This window comes from Pseudomonas sp. KBS0710 (assembly GCF_005938045.2).
In the GTDB taxonomy this organism is placed as follows: Bacteria; Pseudomonadota; Gammaproteobacteria; order Pseudomonadales; family Pseudomonadaceae; genus Aquipseudomonas.
The window spans coordinates 632,409-652,871 of sequence record NZ_VCCF02000001.1; the positions used below are offsets into that span (position 1 = coordinate 632,409).

22 protein-coding genes are annotated in these 20,463 nt (G+C 60.8%); 8 read left to right on the top strand and 14 right to left on the bottom strand.

All coding sequences use genetic code 11. The annotated features are described in order from the left end of the window. Window positions 1-137: 137 nt before the first annotated feature. The 5 genes from FFI16_RS02930 to arcD (FFI16_RS02950) all read right to left on the bottom strand — a co-directional run bounded on the left by FFI16_RS02930 (window position 138) and on the right by arcD (FFI16_RS02950) (window position 5,315). A complete protein-coding gene (locus FFI16_RS02930) occupies window positions 138-500 on the bottom strand; it encodes a DUF5064 family protein (RefSeq protein WP_138814074.1) in 363 nt (120 codons plus the stop codon). A gap of 18 nt (window positions 501-518) precedes the next feature. Then, a complete protein-coding gene (arcC, locus tag FFI16_RS02935; RefSeq protein ID WP_138814075.1) occupies window positions 519-1,448 on the bottom strand; it encodes a carbamate kinase in 930 nt (309 codons plus the stop codon). A gap of 140 nt (window positions 1,449-1,588) precedes the next feature. Further along, window positions 1,589-2,599, bottom strand: coding sequence for an ornithine carbamoyltransferase (locus tag FFI16_RS02940; protein ID WP_027605559.1), 1,011 nt, complete (start codon window positions 2,597-2,599; stop codon window positions 1,589-1,591). An 11-nt stretch (window positions 2,600-2,610) separates the two neighbouring features. Next, window positions 2,611-3,867: an arginine deiminase gene (gene arcA / locus FFI16_RS02945; RefSeq protein WP_058422253.1), complete on the bottom strand. Its 1,257-nt coding sequence runs from the start codon at window positions 3,865-3,867 to the stop codon at window positions 2,611-2,613. A 20-nt stretch (window positions 3,868-3,887) separates the two neighbouring features. Continuing rightward, complete coding sequence (gene arcD, locus FFI16_RS02950; protein ID WP_110621409.1) at window positions 3,888-5,315, bottom strand: arginine-ornithine antiporter; 1,428 nt, start codon at window positions 5,313-5,315, stop codon at window positions 3,888-3,890. Between the two features lie 446 nt (window positions 5,316-5,761). On the opposite strand from arcD (FFI16_RS02950), the gene arcD (FFI16_RS02955) reads away from it, so the two are divergent. Further along, the gene (gene arcD / locus FFI16_RS02955) at window positions 5,762-7,189 is read left to right on the top strand and encodes an arginine-ornithine antiporter (RefSeq protein WP_138814076.1); all 1,428 of its coding nucleotides are present in this window, start codon (window positions 5,762-5,764) and stop codon (window positions 7,187-7,189) included. Further along, window positions 7,186-8,049, top strand: a complete 864-nt coding sequence (locus FFI16_RS02960) for a DNA-3-methyladenine glycosylase (protein WP_138814077.1) — start codon at window positions 7,186-7,188, stop codon at window positions 8,047-8,049. Before arcD (FFI16_RS02955) ends, FFI16_RS02960 begins: the two co-directional genes overlap by 4 nt. Before the next feature lie 117 nt (window positions 8,050-8,166). Here FFI16_RS02960 and FFI16_RS02965 read toward each other — a convergent pair whose 3' ends face one another. The 7 genes from FFI16_RS02965 to FFI16_RS02995 all read right to left on the bottom strand — a co-directional run bounded on the left by FFI16_RS02965 (window position 8,167) and on the right by FFI16_RS02995 (window position 13,779). Continuing rightward, window positions 8,167-9,516, bottom strand: a complete 1,350-nt coding sequence (locus tag FFI16_RS02965) for a CoA transferase (protein WP_138814078.1) — start codon at window positions 9,514-9,516, stop codon at window positions 8,167-8,169. Between the two features lie 40 nt (window positions 9,517-9,556). Then, entirely contained in the window at window positions 9,557-10,900 is a 1,344-nt protein-coding gene (locus tag FFI16_RS02970; RefSeq protein WP_138814079.1) for a HAMP domain-containing sensor histidine kinase, read from the bottom strand. Between the two features lie 66 nt (window positions 10,901-10,966). Beyond that, on the bottom strand, window positions 10,967-11,431 hold the full coding sequence (locus tag FFI16_RS02975; protein WP_138814080.1) for an LTXXQ domain protein: 465 nt from the start codon (window positions 11,429-11,431) through the stop codon (window positions 10,967-10,969). A gap of 251 nt (window positions 11,432-11,682) precedes the next feature. Continuing rightward, window positions 11,683-12,360, bottom strand: a complete 678-nt coding sequence (locus FFI16_RS02980) for a response regulator transcription factor (protein WP_056858601.1) — start codon at window positions 12,358-12,360, stop codon at window positions 11,683-11,685. Between the two features lie 7 nt (window positions 12,361-12,367). After that, the gene (locus FFI16_RS02985) at window positions 12,368-12,775 is read right to left on the bottom strand and encodes a translation initiation factor 2 (RefSeq protein WP_138814081.1); all 408 of its coding nucleotides are present in this window, start codon (window positions 12,773-12,775) and stop codon (window positions 12,368-12,370) included. Between the two features lie 106 nt (window positions 12,776-12,881). Further along, window positions 12,882-13,181: a YciI family protein gene (locus FFI16_RS02990; protein WP_138814082.1), complete on the bottom strand. Its 300-nt coding sequence runs from the start codon at window positions 13,179-13,181 to the stop codon at window positions 12,882-12,884. A 1-nt stretch (window position 13,182) separates the two neighbouring features. Further along, a complete protein-coding gene (locus FFI16_RS02995) occupies window positions 13,183-13,779 on the bottom strand; it encodes a septation protein A (RefSeq protein ID WP_138814083.1) in 597 nt (198 codons plus the stop codon). Between the two features lie 87 nt (window positions 13,780-13,866). Here FFI16_RS02995 and FFI16_RS03000 point away from each other — a divergent pair, with 87 nt between their 5' ends. From FFI16_RS03000 to rluB, 6 genes are all read left to right on the top strand, one after another. Next, window positions 13,867-14,730: a PHP domain-containing protein gene (locus FFI16_RS03000; RefSeq protein ID WP_138814084.1), complete on the top strand. Its 864-nt coding sequence runs from the start codon at window positions 13,867-13,869 to the stop codon at window positions 14,728-14,730. Window positions 14,731-14,743: 13 nt separating this feature from the next. Next, entirely contained in the window at window positions 14,744-15,373 is a 630-nt protein-coding gene (locus FFI16_RS03005) for an L-threonylcarbamoyladenylate synthase (protein ID WP_058422259.1), read from the top strand. Window positions 15,374-15,493: 120 nt separating this feature from the next. Then, window positions 15,494-16,192 carry a ScpA family protein gene (locus tag FFI16_RS03010; protein WP_169875663.1) on the top strand — a complete coding sequence of 233 codons (699 nt, stop codon included), beginning with the start codon at window positions 15,494-15,496 and terminating at the stop codon, window positions 16,190-16,192. A 12-nt stretch (window positions 16,193-16,204) separates the two neighbouring features. Beyond that, window positions 16,205-17,137, top strand: a complete 933-nt coding sequence (gene scpB / locus FFI16_RS03015; protein WP_138814085.1) for an SMC-Scp complex subunit ScpB — start codon at window positions 16,205-16,207, stop codon at window positions 17,135-17,137. Between the two features lie 142 nt (window positions 17,138-17,279). Continuing rightward, entirely contained in the window at window positions 17,280-17,471 is a 192-nt protein-coding gene (locus FFI16_RS03020; RefSeq protein WP_016973229.1) for a DUF1289 domain-containing protein, read from the top strand. Between the two features lie 144 nt (window positions 17,472-17,615). Then, window positions 17,616-18,839, top strand: a complete 1,224-nt coding sequence (rluB, locus tag FFI16_RS03025) for a 23S rRNA pseudouridine(2605) synthase RluB (protein WP_138814086.1) — start codon at window positions 17,616-17,618, stop codon at window positions 18,837-18,839. Between the two features lie 190 nt (window positions 18,840-19,029). Here rluB and FFI16_RS03030 read toward each other — a convergent pair whose 3' ends face one another. Next, the gene (locus FFI16_RS03030; RefSeq protein ID WP_138814087.1) at window positions 19,030-19,989 is read right to left on the bottom strand and encodes a leucyl aminopeptidase; all 960 of its coding nucleotides are present in this window, start codon (window positions 19,987-19,989) and stop codon (window positions 19,030-19,032) included. 73 nt (window positions 19,990-20,062) lie between these two features. Continuing rightward, window positions 20,063-20,200, bottom strand: coding sequence for a hypothetical protein (locus FFI16_RS30415; protein ID WP_003175756.1), 138 nt, complete (start codon window positions 20,198-20,200; stop codon window positions 20,063-20,065). Window positions 20,201-20,463 lie beyond the last annotated feature (263 nt).

Here is a 20,463-nt window from a genome sequence, read left to right on the forward strand (position 1 = left end):
GCTGAGGGAGATCAAAATGTGGGAGCTGGCTTGCCTGCGATAGCATCACCTTGGTCTACCTGATACACCGAGGTGACCGCATCGCAGGCAAGCCAGCTCCCACACAAGCCAGCTCCCACATTGGACTTACGGTGTTGTTATTCCAGGTGCTCGGGCTTGACCGGATCGCCCGGCTTCACATCCAACTGATGCCGTACATCCTCAAACATCAAGTCGTACTGCTTGTGCATCTGGCCGTTGAGCGTCGCCACCTTCGGCATCCCGTATTTCTGCGCGATGTTCATCGCATGCCGGGCAAAGTCGAAGGCCTGGTCTTTGGGTAAAAAGAATTCCTCCTTGAGGTCCTTGCCCTGCACCGAGCCGTGCAGTTTGAAGAGCATTCCCTTGCCTTCCTTTGGATCCTGGCTGACCTCGTAGTCGATGCACAGGTTGTAGCTGTAGTCCTCCTTGTTGAGCGCGTGACGTTCGATGTGCAGGTGACCGGGTTCAAAGGTGGCCATAGGCGTTTCTCCTCTACTTCACAGGTAGGTGATGCCAGGTTTTGCCGTGCTGATACGCGTGCCGGCCGTGCCCTGGACAATGGCTTCGATGTCCGAGAGTGAACCGATGACGGCAGTTTTGCCAGTCTGGCGGGCGAACTCGCAGGCCGCTTGCACCTTCGGCCCCATGGAGCCGGCGGCGAAGCCGAGCTTCTCCATGTTGTCGGGATGGGCCTGGCCGATGGCCTTCTGGCTCGGCTTGCCGAAGTCGATAAAGGCGGCGTTGACGTCTGTGGCAATCACCAGCAAATCGGCGTCCAGTTGCGCGGCCAGGAGCGAGGAACACAGGTCTTTGTCGATCACCGCTTCAATGCCGCGCAGCTTGCCGTCGTCGCCATACATGGTCGGGATGCCGCCACCACCGGCGCAAATCACAATGGCGCGTTTTTCCAGCAGCCACTTGATCGGGCGGATTTCAAAAATGCGTTTGGGGCGCGGGCTGGCCACCACACGGCGGTATTTATCGCCATCTGGGGCGATGGCCCAGCCTTTTTCAGCGGCGAGCTTCTCGGCTTCGGCCTTGGAGTACACCGGACCGATGGGCTTGGTCGGGTTCTGGAAGGCCGGGTCCTTGGCGTCGACTTCCACTTGGGTGAGCAAGGTGGCGAACGGCACCTCGAAGTCCAGCAGGTTGCCCAGTTCCTGTTCGATGATGTAGCCGATCATGCCTTCGGTCTCGGCGCCGAGCACGTCCAGCGGGTAGGGCGACACCTGGGTGTAGGCCGCTGCCTGCAACGACAGCAGGCCGACTTGCGGGCCATTGCCGTGGGCAATCACCAATTCGTTGCCGGGGTGGATCTTGGCGATCTGTTCGGTGGCGATGCGGATATTGGCGCGTTGGTTGTCCGCCGTCATGGGTTCACCACGACGGAGCAGGGCGTTGCCGCCCAGGGCTACGACGATGCGCATAAAAATGTCCTTCTAAAAGCGTGGCTGAAGGAACGCTGTTCATGTGGGAGCTGGCTTGCCTGCGATAGCGGTGGATCATGTAGACCGCCATCGCGGGCAAGCCCGACTCCCACATGGGAGCGCATTACCAGCTTGATGGGTTAGATATCCGCCAGCGCCGACACCAGAATCGCCTTGATGGTATGCATGCGGTTTTCCGCCTGCTCAAACGCGATGTTGGCCGGCGACTCGAACACTTCCTCAGTTACTTCCACACCATTGGCCAGGTTCGGATAACGTGCGGCGATGTCCTTGCCCACCTTGGTCTCACTGTTATGGAACGCCGGCAGGCAGTGCATGAACTTCACGCGCGGGTTGCCCGAGGCTTTCATCATCTTGGCGTTGACCTGGTACGGCAGCAGTTGCTCGATACGCTCGTCCCACGCTTCCACCGGCTCACCCATCGACACCCAGATATCGGTGTGGATGAAGTCCACGCCTTTGACGGCTTCTTTCGGGTCTTCGGTGATGGTGATGCGCGCGCCGCTTTCTTCGGCAAACGCCTGGCACTGCTTGATGAAATCTTCGTGTGGCCACAGTGCTTTCGGCGCGCCGATGCGCACGTCCATGCCCAGTTTGGCGCCGATCATCAGCAACGAGTTGCCCATGTTGTAGCGCGCGTCGCCCAGGTACGCGTAGCTGATGTCATGCAGCGGCTTGTCGCTGTGCTCGCGCATGGTCAGGGTGTCGGCGATCATTTGGGTCGGGTGGAATTCGGCGGTAAGGCCGTTGAACACCGGCACACCGGCGAACTTGGCCAGTTCTTCAACGATTTCCTGCTCAAAGCCACGGTACTCGATGGCATCGAACATCCGGCCCAGGACGCGGGCGGTGTCTTTCATGCTTTCTTTGTGGCCGATCTGCGACGACACCGGATCAATGTAGGTGACGTGGGCGCCTTGGTCGTGGGCCGCCACTTCGAACGCGCAACGGGTGCGAGTCGAGGTTTTTTCGAAGATCAGCGCGATGTTTTTGCCTTGCAGGTGCGGACGCTCGGTGCCGGTGTACTTGGCGCGCTTGAGGTCGCGGGACAGGTCCAGCAGGTAGTGCAGCTCGCGGGTGGTGTGGTGCATCAGCGACAGCAGGCTGCGGTTGCGCATGTTAAAAGCCATGATGAGTCTCCTTAATAGTCGATTGGGTCGCGGATGATCGGGCAGGTCATGCAGTGGCCGCCGCCACGGCCTCGGCCCAGTTCACCGGCGCTGATGGTGATGACTTCCACACCGGCCTTGCGCAGCAGGGTATTGGTGTAGGTGTTGCGGTCGTAACCGATCACCACGCCAGGCTCCACGGCCACCACGTTGTTGCCGTCATCCCATTGCTCGCGCTCGGCGGCGAAGCTGTTGCCGCCGGTCTCGACCACACGCAATGCCTTGAGGTTGAGCGCTGCGGCCACGGTTTCGAGGAAGTTGGTTTTCTCCCGCTGGATGTCGATGCCGTGTGGCTTGCTTTCATCCGGGCGCAGGGTGAAGGGCACGATCTGGTTGACCACTTCGGGGAAGATGGTCACCAGGTCGCGGTCGCAGAAGCTGAACACGGTGTCCAGGTGCATCGCCGCGCGGGACTTCGGCAGGCCGGCGACGATCACGCGTTCCACGGCCTTGTTCTTGAACAGGTTGCGCGCCAGTTGGCCAATCGCCTGATGGGACGAACGCTCACCCATGCCGATCAACACCACGCCATTGCCAATCGGCATCACGTCGCCGCCTTCCAGTGTGGCAGCCCCGTGTTCCTGATCGGGGTCGCCGTACCAGATCTGGAAGTCGGCGTTGGTGAACTCGGGGTGGAATTTATAGATGGCGCTGGCCAACAGGGTTTCCTGACGTCGCGCCGGCCAGTACATCGGGTTGAGCGTCACACCGCCGTAGATCCAGCAGGTGGTGTCGCGTGTGAACTGAGTGTTCGGCAGCGGCGGCAGGATGAAGCTTGAGTGGCCGAGGAAGTCGCGGAACATCTCGATGGTTCGGCCACCGAAGCTGCTCGGCAGGTCATCGGCGGACACGCCGCCAATCAGGAACTCGCTGATCTTGCGCGGCTCCAGGCTGCGCAGCCATGAGCCGACTTCATCTACCAGGCCCAGGCCAACGGTGTTGGCGGTGATCTTGCGCTCCAGGATCCAGTCCAGTGCTTCGGGGATGGCGACGATATCGGTCAGCAGGTTGTGCATTTCCAGCACATCAATGTCCCGCTCGCGCATCTTGGTTACGAAGTCGAAGTGGTCGCGTTTGGCCTGGGCCACCCACAACACGTCATCGAACAGCAGTTCGTCGCAGTTGTTGGGGGTCAGCCGCTGGTGGGCCAAACCTGGGGAACACACCATGACTTTGCGCAGTTTGCCGGCTTCGGAATGTACGCCGTACTTCACTTTTTCCGTGGTCATTACAGATCCTCCAGTCAGAATTACAGAGTCAGGAAGCCGTCGTAGAGGCCATAGGCAGCCACCAGGGCGCCAATGACGACTGCGGCAAAAATCAGCTTCTCGACGTTGGTGAAAATCGGTTTGCCCAATTCATGCTTGGCCTTGGCGAACAGGATGGCGCCGGGGGCATAGAGCAGGGCGGACAGCAGCAGGTATTTGGTGCCGCCGGCGTAGAGCAGCCAGACCGCGTAGATCAGGGCGATGGCGCCGATGAACAGGTCTTTCTTGCGCTCGCGCAGGGCGTTTTCGTAGGTCTCGCCGCGCACCGCCAGCAGCAGCGCGTAGGCCGCCGACCACAGGTAAGGCACCAGGATCATCGAGGTGGCGAGGTAGATCAGTGACAGGTAAGTGCTGGCCGAGAACAGCGTGATCACCAGGAACACCTGCACCATCGCGTTGGTCAGCCACAGGGCGTTGACCGGCACATGGTTGGCGTTTTCCTTGCGCAAAAACTCCGGCATGGTGTGGTCCTTGGCGGCGGCGAACATGATCTCCGCACACAGCAGCACCCATGACAGCAGCGCACCCAACAGCGAGATGATCAAGCCGACGCTGATCAGTACCGCGCCCCAGTGGCCCACCACATGCTCCAGCACGGCAGCCATCGATGGGTTCTGCAGTTTGGCCAGTTCCGGTTGAGTCATGATGCCCAGGGACAGCACGTTGACCAGCATCAAAAACAGCAGCACGGTGATAAAGCCGATCACGGTGGCCTTGCCGACGTCACTGCGTTTCTCTGCACGGGACGAGAAGATGCTCGCGCCTTCGATGCCGATAAACACCCACACGGTGACCAGCATCATGTTGCGTACCTGGTTCATCACGCTGCCCAGGTCGGGGTTTTTCACGCCCCAGATGTCAGCGGTGAAGATGTCCAGCTTGAACGCGAACAGCGCGATCAATACAAACAGCACCAGCGGCACCACTTTGGCGACGGTGGTCACCAGGTTGATGAAGGCTGCTTCCTTGATCCCGCGCAGTACCAGGAAATGCACGGCCCACAGCAGCACCGAGGCGCCGATCACCGCCGCTGGCGTGTTGCCTTCGCCGAAGATGGGGAAGAAGTAACCGAGGGTGCTGAACAGCAACACGAAGTAACCGACGTTGCCCAGCCAGGCGCTGATCCAATAGCCCCAGGCCGATGAGAAGCCCATGTAGTCGCCAAACCCGGCCTTGGCATAGGCGTACACGCCGCCGTCGAGGTCAGGCTTGCGGTTGGCCAGGGTCTGGAATACGAAAGCGAGGGTGAGCATGCCGATGGCGGTAATGACCCAGCCGATCAACACCGCGCCGACATCGGCGCTGGCGGCCATGTTTTGCGGCAGTGAGAAGATCCCGCCGCCAATCATTGAGCCCACGACCAGCGCAACCAGTGCGCCGAGTCGAAGTTTTCCGGGAGTTTCAGACATTGCATGACTCCAATGCAGGAGAAGAGAGACCACAGAATAATTCCGTGCGCTAATCAAACAGCTGACTCAGATCACTTCATTGGCACATTCCATTGTGAATTAATGACTTGGGGGTAAAACTCCAGGGCAATAGTTCCCTTCGCAAAGGCGCTTTCCAGAGCGGCTCGTGCGTTTTGATTAATCATTTAGTGCGAGGTATGGACGTTTGACGCTAGCCCGTTTTGCCGAATGTGCAAACTTTTCTCAAATACCTGGCTAAGCCTTCACAAAGTGGCAAAGTGCCTTGAGTATTTAAATTCTAAATAAGCCTAAACTTTATAAACTGTCATGCCATTGCGTTATGAGCGTGACGGTTTTATCGCGGTCTTTAATAAACGCTACTCTCGCTGAGTTAATTAGTTGAGTGCACGCGTGTTATCTCAAACTATTTTATTTCAGGAGTTTTCATGTCCCAACCGGCCGAGAAACTACGTCTCAGCGCGTTGATTGCCCTGGTGGTGGGTTCGATGATCGGCGGCGGGATCTTCTCTTTGCCGCAGAACATGGCCGCACGCGCCGAAGTGGGCGCGGTGCTGATCGGCTGGGCCATCACCGCCGTCGGCATGCTCACCCTGGCGTTTGTGTTCCAGACCCTGGCCAATCGCAAACCCGAACTGGATTCCGGCGTGTACGCCTACGCCAAGGCCGGGTTCGGTGACTACATGGGGTTTTCGTCGGCCTGGGGCTACTGGATCAGCGCGTGGATGGGCAACGTTGGTTACTTCGTGTTGCTGTTCAGCACCCTCGGCTACTTTTTCCCGGTGTTCGGCCAGGGCAATACGCCGGTCGCTATCGGTTGTGCCTCGCTGCTGCTGTGGGCGGTGCATTTTCTGGTGCTGCGCGGCATCAAGGAGGCGGCGTTCATCAACCAGATCACCACAGTGGCGAAGATCGTACCGTTGCTGATGTTTATCGTGATCGCCGCCGTGGCGTTCAAGGCGGATATTTTCACCCGCGATATCTGGGGCCTGGGCAACCCGCAATTTGGCAGCGTGGTTGATCAGGTGCGCAACATGATGCTGGTAACTGTGTTTGTGTTTATCGGTATCGAGGGCGCCAGCGTGTATTCGGCGCGCGCCGAGAAGCGCTCGGATGTGGGCCGCGCCACCGTGATCGGATTTCTTGGCGTGCTGGCGCTGTTGGTGCTGGTGAATGTGCTGTCCCTGGGCATCATGAGCCAGCCGGAGCTGGCGCAATTGCAAAACCCGTCATTGGCGGGTGTGCTGGAACATATCGTCGGGCCGTGGGGCGCGATGGCGATCAGCATCGGGTTGGCCGTGTCGCTGCTCGGCGCCTTGCTCTCATGGGCGCTGCTGTGTGCGGAAATCCTCTACGCCACTGCCCATGACAACACCATGCCGGCGTTCCTGAAAAAGGAAAACCCCAACCGGGTGCCGGTCAACGCGCTGTGGCTGACCAACGTGATGATCCAGGTGTTCCTGGTGATCACGCTGTTTTCCCACAGCACCTACACCACCCTGATTTACCTGGCCTCGTCGATGATCCTGGTGCCGTACCTGTGGTCGGCGGCCTACGCGGTGCTGTTGAGCGGGCGCGGCGAAACCTATGCCGGTGCCCAGCGCCAGCGCTACAAGGATTTGCTGGTCGGCCTGATCGCCCTCGGCTATGCCGTCTGGCTGCTGTACGCCGGCGGCTTGAAGTACCTGCTGCTTTCGGCGTTGTTGTATGCGCCCGGCGTGATCCTGTTTGCCTTGGCCAAGCGCGAGCAGGGCCAGCCCTTGTTTACGCACATGGAAAAAGGCATTTTCAGCTGCGTGATCGCGGGCGCTGGGCTGGCGGCTTATGGGCTGTATAGCGGGGTATTGTCGTTGTGAGATTGGCGTATGAGCCGCCCTATGACTGGGCGGCAATGCTGGGCTTTTTATCGGCGCGGGCCATCACCGGGCTGGAGACCGTACAGGCCGGCGTGTATCGGCGCAGCATCAGCGTGGGCGGGCAATACGGCTGCATCAGCGTGACGCCGGGCGCGGGCGATTGGCTGGAAGTGGGCGTTGAGTTTCCCGACATGGCGTCGTTGCCCGAGATCGAGCGGCGCCTGCGGGCGATGTTCGATCTGGATGCCCAACCTGGGTTGATCAATGCACAACTGGCCGCCGACCCATTGATGGCGCAGCTGGTGGCTGCCCGCCCTGGCCTGCGTGTGCCGGGCACGTGGGACGGTTTGGAACTGGCGATTCGTGCGGTGTTGGGCCAGCAGATCACGGTGGTCGCGGCCATTCGCCTGGCGGGTAAATTGGTGGCGCAGTATGGCCAGCCGCTGCACACGCCCTATGCCGGTATTACCCATGTGTTTCCTGCTCCTGAAGTCTTGGCTGCGGCGGACCTGGCGACCTTGGGCATGCCCAGGGCGCGGGGCCGTACCTTGTCGGGTGTGGCTCAGGCATTGCTGGATGATCCATCGCTATTTGAGCCCAAGGCCAGCCTCAAGGACGGCGTGGCGCGGCTGGTAGCCTTGCCGGGAATTGGCGACTGGACCGCGCAGTACATCGCCATGCGTCAGTTGCGTGAGCCGGATGCGTTTGCGTCGGGGGATATTGGCTTGATCAATGCGCTGGCGGCGTTGGAGGGTGGGCCGGTGTCGGCGCGGCAGTTGTTGGCCAGAGCTGAAGCGTGGCGGCCTTTAAGGGCGTATGCGGCGCAGCATTTGTGGACGTCGTTGAGTCGGGTGGATTGAGGGTGGCTGTCAGGGCCTCATCGCAGCGGTGCGACGATTCGACAAGCCAGCTCCCACATTCGATGTGTGAATACATCCAAATGTGGGAGCTGGCTTGCCTGCGATAGCGATCTCAAGTCACCACTGAGGCCGGTGTGAGCCCAATTCCCCGGCGGGCAAGTCCCACTGCAACGGGGTGCCACTGATGGTCACCGGCGCCAGCAAACGATGGGCCTGGCCCCAGGCTGTCTGTTCCAGCACCAAGCCCTGATCGCCCGGGTCTTCTGCCCGTAACGCCGGCTGCTCCGGCACTTGCCCGGCCTCCACCAGCAACTTCGCCGTGCGCGCCAATGACAACCGCGCCGAACCACCGCGTCCGGTTTTCAGGCGCTCGCTCAGCGCTTGAATGGCACTGGCCGCCATCAAATACCCGGTGGCATGATCCAGCGCCTGCAACGGCAGCGGCACCGGTTTATCCGCCTGTTTCCAGGCCATGCCGGCTTCGGCAATGCCGCTGCTCATCTGCACCAGGCTGTCGAAGCCGCGACGGTTACGCCACGGGCCACTCCAGCCGTAGGCGTTAAGGCTCACGTCGATCAGGCCAGGGGCGAGGTTTTGCAGTTCAGTTGCGGTGTAGCCCAGTTGCTCCAGTGCGTCGGCGCGGTAACCGTGGAACAGGATGTCGGCGTCTTTGAGCAGGCTTTCGAACACCTGGCGGTCTTCGGCTTTCTTAAGGTCCAGGCGCGCGCAGCGTTTGCCCAGGGTCATTTCCGGTACTACGCCGGGCTCGTTCCAGGTCGGTGAGTCGATGCGCAGTACATCTGCGCCCAAGCCTGCGAGAAAACGGCTGGCCACGGGGCCGGCCAACACACGAGTCAAATCCAGCACCTTGATGCCCGCGAGCGGGCGCGCCACCGAGCCGAGCCAGGGTTTGTGACAGGTGGTGTCGAAGGTCTGGCGCTGCACCAGTGCCTCGGCGTTTACCGCCAACCCTTGCGGATGGGTTTGCCAGGCCTGCCATGTGCGCATCTGCGCCGCGCAACCGCCGGCTTCGACGATCGCCTGTTCCAGTTCGGCGGCGTTCCAGGTCGCGACTTTACTGGCCATCTCGGCGCGGTCATTGACCTTGCCCAGCACGCGCTCGGCGGCCGCACGGTGGTGGGGCGCATTGGTGTGCAAACGGATCCAGCCGTCGGCGCTGGCGTAGTCGCCGGCCACCGGGTCCCACAGCGGTGGCACTTGCCAGCCCACCGGGCGAATCGAGGAGGAGAACCAGAAGGATGCGAGGCGCCGGTCCACGCTCACGCTGGGCAAGCGCCCGGTTTGTTGCTGGATAAGTTGAGCGACGGCCTGGCCGGCAGCACCGAGGCTGGCGCTGGCCAGTTCGGTCACGGCAAAGGTCGAGGGCAGGGCGCCGGCCTCGGTAAACGTCAGCGGAGTCTGCGGTAAATCGAGTGCGGCTTGGATGGGTGTCAGCAGGTCAGTCATCAAAGGCCCTCCGTTAGAGAAGGGCCACTATAGAAGATCCTCACACGGCTGTGACCACTCCCGGCTCCAACGGCAAGTCGATGCTGGCGATAAAACCGCCGTCCGGGTGATTGCCCAGGATCAGGCTGCCGCCATGGCGTTCGGCGGCGCGACGGGCAATCGCCAGGCCCAGCCCATGGCCTTGGGCGGCTTGGCCGGGCGCGCGATAAAACGGCTCGCCCAGTTGGCTCAGGTGTTCGGCTTCAACACCGGGGCCATGGTCGCGCACGCTGATCAGGATGCGCTCGCCGTGGTGCTGGGCGCTTAGCTCGATCGGCTGGCCCACGGGGTTAAAGCGCTGGGCGTTACGCAGCAGGTTGTCCACGGCGCGTTCGATCATGGTCGGCCAGCCCTTGAGGTGCAGTGCGGGCTCGGCGCTCAGTTGCACCACCTGTTCCGGCGCACTGAGTTGGGCATCCTTTTGCAAGGTCTTGAGCAGTGGGGTCAGGTCCACATCCTCTGCGCTGGCGTTGTCGGCATCCACACGGGCGAGTACGAGGATTTCACTGATCAGCGCTTCCAGGCGGTCGCACTCGCGGGTCAGGCGCGGCCACAGCCTTTCGCGTTCTTCGGGGTTGGCGCGTTCGGCCAGGGCCAGGGCGATGCGCAGGCGGGCCAGTGGTGAACGCAGTTCGTGGGACACATCGCGCAGTAATTGGCGCTGGCTGCCGATCAGGCTTTGCAGGCGCGCGCCCATGCGGTTGAAGTCGGTGGCGAGCACGCCGAACTCATCGCGGCGGTTGGCCAATTGCGCCAGGCTGTTTTGCTGATAGGTGGTCTGGCCCAGGTCATGCACCGCTCCGCGCAGGCGGCTGAGTGGGCGGGTGATGGACAAGGTTACCAACAGGCTGAACAGCGTCAGCACTACCAGGGCAATAGCCAGCGCGCTTAACGGCCACAGCAGGCTGCTGCGGTGCCAGGCGTCCAGCTCCGGGTGGGGAATGCGGTAGATCAGCAGGTACGTGTCACCGGTTTTTTCACTGGTGTACTCGGCGGTCAGGCGGCGCCAGGGCAGGTGGCTGTCCTGGTTATCATTCTGGCGGGCTTCGAAGGCGGCGGCGCGGCGCGGGAAGGTGCCGCGTACCACCGGGTCGCCGCTTTCGTTGAGTACCTGCACGTCGATGTGGTACTGGCGTTTGCGTTGTTGCAGCAACTCCTGGGCGGCGTCCTCACCCTGGGCTTCGTAGAGTTGCGTCCACTCTTGCGCCAGGTTGTTGAGGCCGGGATGACGGCTGAGAATCCAGGCATCCTGGTTAAGCATGTGCCCAAGCAGAATCGACAGCCCGGCAACCAAGGCGATGGCCAGCCAGAAACTGGCCAGGATGCGCCAGAACAATGAACGCACAGGAAACCCTCAAACAGGAAAAGCCCAGCGGCGCGAGCCACTGGGCTGGGAGGTAACGCTAGAGCATTATTGCGCTTTTTGCGGCTGTTGCGCTTTCCAGGCCTGGAATTCCTTCCACTCGGCGCGGCGCTCGGCTTGCTTCTTGACGATCTCGTCGAATTTCTTCTGTTGATCGGGTTTGAGCACGGCACGAATGTCAGCCTGGGTTTTCTGCTTGGCGGCGGCCATGTCGTTTTTCATGGCCTGCTGGTCAGCGGCTGGCAGTTTGTCCAGGTACTTGCGCACGATCTCTTTGCGGCCGTGCCATTGTTCGCCCATCAGCTTGCCGATTTGCTCGCGCTGTTCGCGGCTCAGGTCGAGCTGGCTGAAGGGGCCGCCTTTGCCACGCGGACCGTGTTCACCGCCGTGGCCAGGGCCGCCCATCATATGGCCTTCAGGGCCGCCCATCGGGCCTGGGCCTTCTGGCGCTGCGGCCATGGCAACGGTTGGCAGGGCAGCGGCGAACATCAGAGCGATAAGGGTCTTGCGCATGGTGTTTCTCCTGTCTCTATTCCGGTGAGTCCGGATGTGAGTAGGTTACGCAGCGCAAGGTCAGCGGCGGTCAGGGGAGGGTAAAGCTTGGGTAAAGAGGGTTTTGGTGCGAGCTGACAAAACCTTCAAGGCTGGTGAGATCAAGTGTGGGAGCTGGCTTGCCTGCGATGACGGTGTGTCAGTCACATTGATGCAAGCTGACCCTGCGCGATCGCAGGCAAGCCAGCTCCCACAAGGGTGCAGTGTTGTGTTCAGAGGCTGTAGTAGTAGCCGCGGCTGCGCAGCGCCACGATCCGTGGACGGCCATCCGGGTGTGGGCCGATCTTTTTGCGCAGGTTGCTCACGTGCATGTCCAGGCTGCGATCGTAAAGGGTGAGCTTGCGGCCCAGGGCGATCTGCGCCAGTTCCTGCTTGTCCAGCGGCTCGCCGGGCTGGCGCAGCAACGCTTCGAGCAGGCGGCTTTCGGACACAGTGAGAGTGAATTCCTGCTCGTCGATGCTGACCACGCCGCGCACCGGGCTGAAGCACAGGTCGCCCAGTTCCATCTGCGTCGACACCGCCGCCGGGTGGCTGCGGCGCAGCACGGCGCGCAGGCGCGCTGTCAGCTCGCGTGGGTCGCAAGGCTTGGCCAGGTAATCGTCGGCACCCAGTTCCAGGCCGAGGATACGGTCCAGCGGCTCGCCACGGGCCGAGAGCATCACCACCGGCAATTCCGGGTGGTCATTGCGCAATTGCTTTAGCAGCTCCAGGCCGCTGCCATCCGGCAGCATCACGTCAAGCACAACGGCGGCGGGTGCGGCTTCGGCCAGGGCTTTGCGGGCGCTCAAGCCGTCGTGGCAGGCGCGCACCTGGAAACCTTCCTGGCTCAGCCAACTGGTCAGCAGCTCACAGAGCTCCTGGTCATCATCTATCAGTAACAGCTCGCTCATGACTCACTCAATTTAGCCATTGTCGACGGCGACGGTGCCCACCGCTGGCGAAGATCCCGCACAGCAAGGCGATCAGTGCGACGGCCCCGCCGGTAACAAACCATTGTTGTTGCTCGGTCAGCCAGCGGGTCAGGGTGCCGCCCTGTGTCTCTTTGAGTTGCTGGGCCAGGCGTTGGTTCTCCTGGCGCAAGCGATTCAGTTGAGCGCTTTCACGGGCGGCCTCTGTGCTTTGCAGTTGTTTGCTCAGTTCTTCACGCAGCCGTTCGCTTTCTTTCAAGCGTTGCTGCAACTCGGTGATCTGGCTGCCGGCACTCAGGGACAAGGGCGTGGAGCTGCCGGTGTTCGAGGTTTCTTCAGCGTGGGCGGTCGCCCCGATCATTAACACTGCCAACAGACACAACGGACGTAAGCGCATCGGAACTCCTGATTCCACACGAATATTCAGAACGTTGTCGGCAGGTTACCGAGAATAATGAGCAATTATGAGCGCGCCGAACCGATTAGGTTCAGCGCAGCCGGGCTTAAGGCAGGACTTGCTTGAACGGCTTGATCACTACATCAGCGTAGACGCCTGCGCCGATGTACGGATCGGCGTTGGCCCAGGCCTTGGCGTCGGCAAGGGAGGCGAACTCGGCAATGATCAGGCTGCCGGTGAAGCCGGCGGCGCCTGGGTCATTGCTGTCGACGGCCGGGTGCGGGCCTGCGATCACCAGGCGGCCTTCGGCTTGCAGGGTTTTCAGGCGCTCAAGGTGCGCCGGGCGCACGCTCAGGCGTTTTTCCAGCGAATCGGCAACGTCGGTAGCAATGATGGCGTAGAGCATGTCAGTCCTCGGTTTTCGGCGTGGTAGGGGCGGTGTCATGCAGATGGCGCGACAGGTAGATACCTTGGCCGATCAGGAACAGTACGGTCATGCCCAGGCTGCCGAAGACTTTAAAGTCCACCCAGTAATCCTGGAAGGTAAAGGCCACGAACAGGTTGGCGGCGCCGCAGAACAGGAAAAACACGATCCAAGCCACGTTCAAACGCACCCATACCGGCTCCGGCAGGGTCAGCGCGTGGCCCATGATGCGCTTGATCAACAGGCGGTCACCGATGAAGTGGCTGCCGATAAACACCAGCGCGAACAGCCAGTTCACCACCGGGGCTTTCCATTTAAGGAAGGTTTCGCTGTGAAAGGCCAGGGTCAGGCCGCCGAACACCAGGCAGGCAACCAGGGTCAGCCATTGGCTTTTTTCCAGTTTGCGCTGGGAAATGAAAATGGCGCCGTAGACTACGATAGAACTGACGATCAGCACGGCGGTGGCGCTGTAGATGCCCCCGAACGAGAGCTGATGACCGGCGATATCAATGACCCTGGGGTCGAGTTTGGTAAAGATGAAAAACAGCAACAGCGGGATGAAGTCGATGAATTGTTTCACAGTAAGAGCCAGAAGCTGGATGTGGCGGCATAATAACAAACATCCTTGGTAGCGAAAGCGCCAGCTGACTTGAGGTTACACACTCCCGTGAATGTTGATTTGCACTGCCACAGCACGGCCTCCGACGGCGCCCTGGCGCCCGCGGTACTGGTTGCGCGTGCGTTTGAAAAAGGCGTGCGAGTCTTGTCGTTGACCGACCACGACACCCTCGAGGGCCTCGATGAGGCCCGCACGGCGGCCCATGCGCTGGGCATGCAACTGGTCAACGGCGTGGAATTGTCCTGTACCTGGGGCGGCGCCACCATTCATGTGCTCGGCTACGGTTTCGATCAAAACGCTGCGCCTTTAGTGGCGGCCATCGCCCAATTGCACGATGGCCGTTGGCTGCGGTCCGAAGAAATAAGCCGCAAGCTCAGCCTTAAAGGCATGCCCAATGCCCTCGACGGCGCCCGCGCCATCCAGCAGGAACTGGGCGACAGCGGCAACGCACCGGCCCGGCCGCACTTTGCCGACTGGATGGTGCGTGAAGGCTTCGTCAAGGACCGCGCCGAAGCGTTTCGTAAATGGCTGGGCGCCGGCAAATTGGGCGATGTGAAGCAACACTGGCCGACCCTGGAAGATACGGTCGGCACATTGCGCGCCTCCGGGGCCTGGGTGAGCCTGGCGCATCCCTGGCATTACGATTTCACCCGCAGCAAACGCCGCAAGCTGATTGCCGACTATATTGGAGCGGGCGGCCATGCAATCGAAGTGGTCAACGGGCATCAACCCGCTGATCAGGTGGGCAGCCTGGCGATTCTTGCCCGCGAATTTGGTCTGCTGGTCAGCGCCGGCAGTGATTTTCATGGCCCAGGCGGCTGGTCCGAGATTGGCGAGTACCGCCAAGTCCCAGAAGACTTGCCGCTGTTGTGGGGGCGATTCAAGCATGACCCCATTATTGCCACCGTCTGAACAGGTAGAACACGTGAGTCAATTCTTCCAGATTCATCCGGAAAACCCTCAAGCGCGCCTGATTAAACAGGCCGTGGAGATCATTCGCGCCGGCGGCGTGGTGATCTACCCAACTGATTCGTCCTACGCCATTGGTTGCCAGATCGGCGACAAAAGCGCGGTTGAACGGGTCAGACGCCTGCGTGAGCTGGACAAGAACCACAACTTTGCGCTGATCTGCAGCGATTTGTCGCAATTGGGGCTGTTCGCCAAAGTTGACACCGGCACCTTCCGCCTGCTCAAGGCCCACACGCCGGGGCCGTACACCTTTATTCTCAACGCCACCCGCGAAGTACCGCGCCTGTTGCTGCACCCCAAGAAGCGCACCATCGGCCTGCGTGTGCCCGAGCACCCGATCGCCCTGGCGTTGCTGGCCGAGCTGGGTGAGCCGTTGATGAGCGTGTCGCTGATTTTACCCGGTGAAGAAGAGCCGCTGTACGACCCTTACGAAATGCGCCGCCTGCTGGAAAAACACGTCGACCTGATCATCGACGGCGGCTACGGCGGCAACAAGGCGTCCACCGTGATCAACCTGGCCGACGGCGAGCCGGAAGTGGTGCGCGTGGGCTGCGGCGACCCGACACCGTTTATGGTTGAGGCCTGAATGTCGGCCGTGGAAACCGCTGATCCCCAGGCGGGCGCCCAGCAGGAACTGCCGTTCGCCATGGTCTATGGCCAGGCGGTCATGGAAATGCCGCTGGACCTGTATATTCCGCCGGATGCGCTGGAAGTCTTCCTTGAAGCCTTCGAAGGTCCGCTGGACTTGCTGCTGTACCTGATCCGCAAGCAGAACATTAATATTCTCGATATCCCGGTGGCGGAAATCACCCGCCAGTACATGGGGTATGTCGAGTTGATGCAGTCGGTACGCCTGGAACTGGCCGCCGAGTACCTGGTGATGGCCGCCATGCTCGCCGAGATCAAGTCGCGCATGCTGTTGCCGCGCTCGGAGACGATTGAAGCCGAAGAAGACGACCCGCGTGCCGAACTGATCCGCCGCCTGCAGGAATACGAACGCTTCAAGGCCGCTGCCGAAGGCATTGACGGCTTGAGCCGCGTGGGCCGTGATGTGGTGGTGCCCAAGCTCGACGCCCCGGAAGCTCGGGCGCGCAAGCTGCTGCCGGATGTGAGCCTGGAAGAATTACTGATGTCCATGGCCGAAGTGCTGCGCCGTGGCGATATGTTCGAAAGCCACCAGGTCAGCCGCGAGGCGCTGTCGACCCGCGAGCGCATGAGCGATGTGCTGGAGCGTCTCAAAGGCGGCGGCTTTGTGCCGTTTGTTGAGCTGTTTACCAAGGAAGAAGGGCGTTTGGGGGTGGTGGTGACCTTTATGGCCATCCTCGAACTGGTCAAGGAGTCCTTGGTCGAGCTGGTCCAGAATGAGCCTTTTGCGGCTATCCACGTGCGGGCGCGAGCCGAATAAAGAGCTGAATCGATGAATTTGACTGAACCCCGCGAACTGGCGCCCTTGCTGGAAGCCTTTCTCCTGGCCTCGGGTAAACCGCAATCCCTGGAGCGCCTGTTCGAGTTGTTCGAAGAGGCCGAACGCCCTGAACCGCCAGTGTTTAAAAAGGCGCTGGAGATTCTGCGCAAGTCCTGCGACGGTCGCGCCTTTGAACTGCGCGAAGTGGCGTCAGGTTATCGCCTGCAGATTCGTGAGAAGTTTTCCCCGTGGGTCGGCCGCTTGTGGGAAGAACGGCCACAGCGTTATTCCCGCGCGATGCTGGAGACCATGGCGCTGATTGCCTATCGCCAACCGATCACGCGGGGCGAGATTGAAGATGTGCGGGGTGTGGCGGTCAACAGCCATATCGTCAAGACGCTGCTGGAGCGCGAGTGGATCCGCATCGTCGGCTACCGCGACGTGCCCGGCAAACCGGCGATGTTCGCCACCACCAAGGTGTTCCTCGATCACTTCAACCTGAAAAACCTCGACGACCTGCCGCCGCTCGCCGAACTGCGCGAGATGGAAGCCGAGCCGGTGCTCGACTTCGACGACGCGCCGGTGCCTGCCAGCCTGCAGGAACTGGCTGACGCCAGCGCCGAGCCGGAAGAACCGAAGGACGAAACCAGTTTCCATACCTTGCTGCTTGAACTGGATGATATGGAGCAGGGCATCAAGACTGACTTTGATGATTTGCTGCGTGATGGCGCGGCTGAGCCTGAAACCCAGGTGAACGTTGAGGTTGAAGTGCAAGTCGAACCTGAACCGGAACCCGAAGAAGATATCCTTGGCGTGGCCGAAGCCCGTGAAAAGCTGCTGGCCGCCGTTGCCGCCCTTGAACAGCCGCCGCTGAGCGACGAAGAAGACGAAGCCCGGGCATTGGCCGAAGCCATCGAAGCCGAACGCCGCCAGTTCGAGGACTGACCCGGTCTGCCAGACACATGGAAACCCTGTGGGAGCTGGCTTGCCTGCGATGCAGGCGCCGCGGTCTGTCGGTTGGACCGAGGTGATGCCATCGCAGGCGAGCCAGCTCCCACAGAAAAGCCAGCTTGCTGGGAGGATTCAAATGAGTTCCACCAAAGACCCCTGCATCAGCATCTGCAAATTCACCGACGACATCTGTGTCGGCTGTGGCCGCAGCAAGCGCGAAATCCGTGCCTGGAAGAAACTCGACAAAGCCGACAAACGCACCGTTCTGGCCGAAGCCGAGCTGCGCCTGCTGGCTCTGGGCGCCACCGGTCGGCGGAAAAGCAAATGACCTGGGCCTTATCGACTAGTCTGTGATGCGAAACCCGCGCCATGCGCGTATGATTCGCGACCCTTTGCCGACCTATTCGGCCAAAGCCCCGCTTTCAATACTCTTCAGGCCACGCCTGAATCGACCCACCGGGAGGTGCTTAAGATGAACGACAGAGACCAGAACGACAGCCAGGAAATCGGCCCAGCAGGCGAAAAACTGCAAAAGGTGCTGGCGCGTATCGGCGTGGGCTCACGCCGCGACGTCGAAGCCTGGATCACCCAGAAGCGCATCAAGGTCAATGGCGTCGAGGCTACCCTCGGCCAGCGCGTCGACCTGCACGATGCAATCACCATTGATGGCAAGGTCATCAAGCGTGAAGAGGCCGCCGAGTCGGTGCGCCGCGTGATCATGTACAACAAGCCCGATGGCGAGATCTGCACCCGTGACGACCCGGAAGGCCGTCCGACCGTGTTCGACAAGATGCCCAAGCCCAAAGAAGGCCGTTGGATCAACATCGGCCGCCTGGACATCAACACCACCGGCTTGCTGATGTTCACCACCGACGGCGAACTGGCCAACCGCCTGATGCACCCGTCCTACGAGATGGACCGTGAGTACGCCGTGCGTGTACGCGGCGAAGTCGATGACGAGATGATCGAACGCCTCAAGGCTGGCGTGGTGCTGGAAGACGGCCCGGCCAAGTTCACCGACATCAAGCAGGCGCCCGGTGGTGAAGGTTTCAACCACTGGTACCACTGCGTGGTGATGGAAGGCCGTAACCGTGAAGTCCGTCGCCTGTGGGAATCCCAGGGCCTGGTGGTCAGCCGCCTGAAGCGCGTGCGTTTCGGCCCGGTGTTCCTCAACTCCGACCTGCCGATGGGCCGCTGGCGCGAAATGAGCCAGTACGAAGTCGACATCCTCAGCGCCGAAGTCGGCCTGACGCCGGTGGCCATGCCGCAGATGAACGCCAAGAGCAAAGACAAACTTGAGCGTATGCAGCGTAAATCCTCGCGTCCTGTGGCGCGTACCGAACGTGTTGCCCGCACCTTGCGCCCTGCGCTGAATGCACCGGCAACCGGCGGTCGTATCTCCCGTGAGCCGCACATCGAAGGCGAGCGCCGCCCAACCGCACCATCGCGCCAGGAAGGCGAGCGTGCGCCACGCACCCCGCGTCCTGCCCGTGGTGAAGCGCCAAGCGGTGGCCGTAGCAACCGTGGTGAAGCGGACCGCCCAGCGGATAACGCCAGCACCAAGCGCCCAGCCAAACCAGCGGCGAACAAGCGCCCTGGCCCGAAACTGGTCGCCGACGAGCCGTCGGGCAAGCGCCGTGGCGCACCGGCCGGGTCCGGTCAGCGTCCGGGTTTTGGTCGCAAGAAGCCGCAGTGATTTGATGGCGGCATAAAAAACGCCAACCTTAGGGTTGGCGTTTTTTTTGGTTCTTGATTTGAAATGCTTTCAAGTGTGGGAGCTGGCTTGCCTGCGATGCAGACACCTTGGTTTACCTGGCAAACCGCATTGATGCTATCGCAGGCAAGCCAGCTCCCACAGGGATCCGCTTTGTTTCAACGAGGTGTGTTCAGAACGCAAATCTGCCATCAAACACCGGCTTGTCATCCAGCGCCAACACGCCACTCTCAAAGATCAGATCCAGGTGATGGCTGCCCTTTTGCCCGCCGCCCAAGCCCAGGTGCAACCCGCAATGGCGCTCCTCAAACCCGGCGTTGCGCGCATATAAGTCTTTAACCCCTTCATTGGTGCCAATCCCCAATTCCTCGACACGGCGATTCGACGGGTTGGCATTCAGGTACTTGTTGAAGTCATCCGCCAGCCCCGGCACGTCGCTGGCCACGCTGCAAATCGTCGAGTTTTCGATCCACAACTCCAGCGGTGATTGCAGCACGCCGTATTTGCGCGCAAACGGGATGGTGCTGAGGAAGGTGCCGACAAACCGCACCTGGCCGTTGATGGCCTCGCTGTGGGTGGCGATTTCGCCCGGCGCCAGGTCGTGGTTGCCGACCCCGTTGATATTGGTCCACTTCTTGATGCTGCTCAGCGGCGCTTCAAGGCGTGAGCCGTGTTTGTCGGTAAAGCTCAGCACGCTGGCCTGGGACATGCGCCGGATCAGCGTGGCGTTGAGGTCGGCGATGCGCTGCGGCTCGACGCTGAAGGTGTCGTAGAAATAGTCGCCATAATCTTTGAACAGCAGGGATTTCTTCCAGTGCTCGGCCATCACGCCTTGCAGGGCGCGAATAAAGTCCGGGCCTTCGGCGCGTGGGTTGGGCAGGGTCGAAGAGTCATACAGAAACAGGTACAGGTCGCAGGCTTCGATGGCTTGGGCCAGGGTGTCGCTCGGCGTCAGGTCCAGCCGCTGGCACTGGAAGTTGAAGCGTGCGGCGCTGCTATGAGTGATGGCTTCGGCGATGGCGTCGTAGCGCTCGGTATGGCCCAGCAACACGGTAGGGCGGCTCAGGCCGTTGAGTGCCGGATGGTGTGCGAGGTAGTAGAGAAAGTGTTCGACGGCGCGGGCCTTGTCCATGACGGGTGTCCTTCTGTGCCTTGGGTAAGGGGGCAGATGCAGTGCACTGCATCTGCCGGATGCCTGCCGGGTGTTAGAAAGGCCACATCGCGGTGCCAAAGGGCACAACGGCGTCGGCTTGCATCATTTCAACGGCGGCCTCATGGGTCGGCGCTTCAAACCAATCGTCAAGTTGCAGTTCGGTTTCCAGGTCGTTTTCCAGTGCTTGCATGGTGTATCTCCTAGAGGACGTTGTTTGAGAACGGCTTGCCAACGGGCTTCGCTGGCAAGTGAAAGAACCTAGGAGAGAGTGTTTGAAAATGCAAAATATTTATTGACACGGTTTCATTTGGATTTTTTCTTCTGTTTTTTTGCAGTGATTTTTTATCCAGAAAAAACAGCACATTGGCTGAACCGATTATTCAGATGTTTCTCACTGACAGTTTTCCGTTGGCCGACAAAAAAGTCTGGCTGTAACGCTTATTTTCCGGGGTG

Bases quoted from the DNA above. Each gene is read 5' to 3' on its own strand.
- FFI16_RS03020 (WP_016973229.1), top strand. From the start codon at position 17,280: ATGAGTTCCACCAAAGACCCCTGCATCAGCATCTGCAAATTCACCGAC.
- FFI16_RS02980 (WP_056858601.1), bottom strand. From the start codon at position 12,360: ATGAGCGAGCTGTTACTGATAGATGATGACCAGGAGCTCTGTGAGCTG.
- FFI16_RS30415 (WP_003175756.1), bottom strand. From the start codon at position 20,200: ATGCAAGCACTGGAAAACGACCTGGAAACCGAACTGCAACTTGACGAT.
- rluB (WP_138814086.1), top strand. From the start codon at position 17,616: ATGAACGACAGAGACCAGAACGACAGCCAGGAAATCGGCCCAGCAGGC.
- arcC (WP_138814075.1), bottom strand. From the start codon at position 1,448: ATGCGCATCGTCGTAGCCCTGGGCGGCAACGCCCTGCTCCGTCGTGGT.
- FFI16_RS02985 (WP_138814081.1), bottom strand. From the start codon at position 12,775: ATGCGCTTACGTCCGTTGTGTCTGTTGGCAGTGTTAATGATCGGGGCG.
- arcD (WP_110621409.1), bottom strand. From the start codon at position 5,315: ATGTCTGAAACTCCCGGAAAACTTCGACTCGGCGCACTGGTTGCGCTG.
- FFI16_RS02975 (WP_138814080.1), bottom strand. From the start codon at position 11,431: ATGCGCAAGACCCTTATCGCTCTGATGTTCGCCGCTGCCCTGCCAACC.
- FFI16_RS02940 (WP_027605559.1), bottom strand. From the start codon at position 2,599: ATGGCTTTTAACATGCGCAACCGCAGCCTGCTGTCGCTGATGCACCAC.
- FFI16_RS02930 (WP_138814074.1), bottom strand. From the start codon at position 500: ATGGCCACCTTTGAACCCGGTCACCTGCACATCGAACGTCACGCGCTC.
- FFI16_RS02965 (WP_138814078.1), bottom strand. From the start codon at position 9,516: ATGACTGACCTGCTGACACCCATCCAAGCCGCACTCGATTTACCGCAG.
- FFI16_RS02990 (WP_138814082.1), bottom strand. From the start codon at position 13,181: ATGCTCTACGCCATCATTGCTACCGACGTTGCCGATTCGCTGGAAAAA.
- FFI16_RS03030 (WP_138814087.1), bottom strand. From the start codon at position 19,989: ATGGACAAGGCCCGCGCCGTCGAACACTTTCTCTACTACCTCGCACAC.
- arcA (WP_058422253.1), bottom strand. From the start codon at position 3,867: ATGACCACGGAAAAAGTGAAGTACGGCGTACATTCCGAAGCCGGCAAA.
- arcD (WP_138814076.1), top strand. From the start codon at position 5,762: ATGTCCCAACCGGCCGAGAAACTACGTCTCAGCGCGTTGATTGCCCTG.
- scpB (WP_138814085.1), top strand. From the start codon at position 16,205: ATGAATTTGACTGAACCCCGCGAACTGGCGCCCTTGCTGGAAGCCTTT.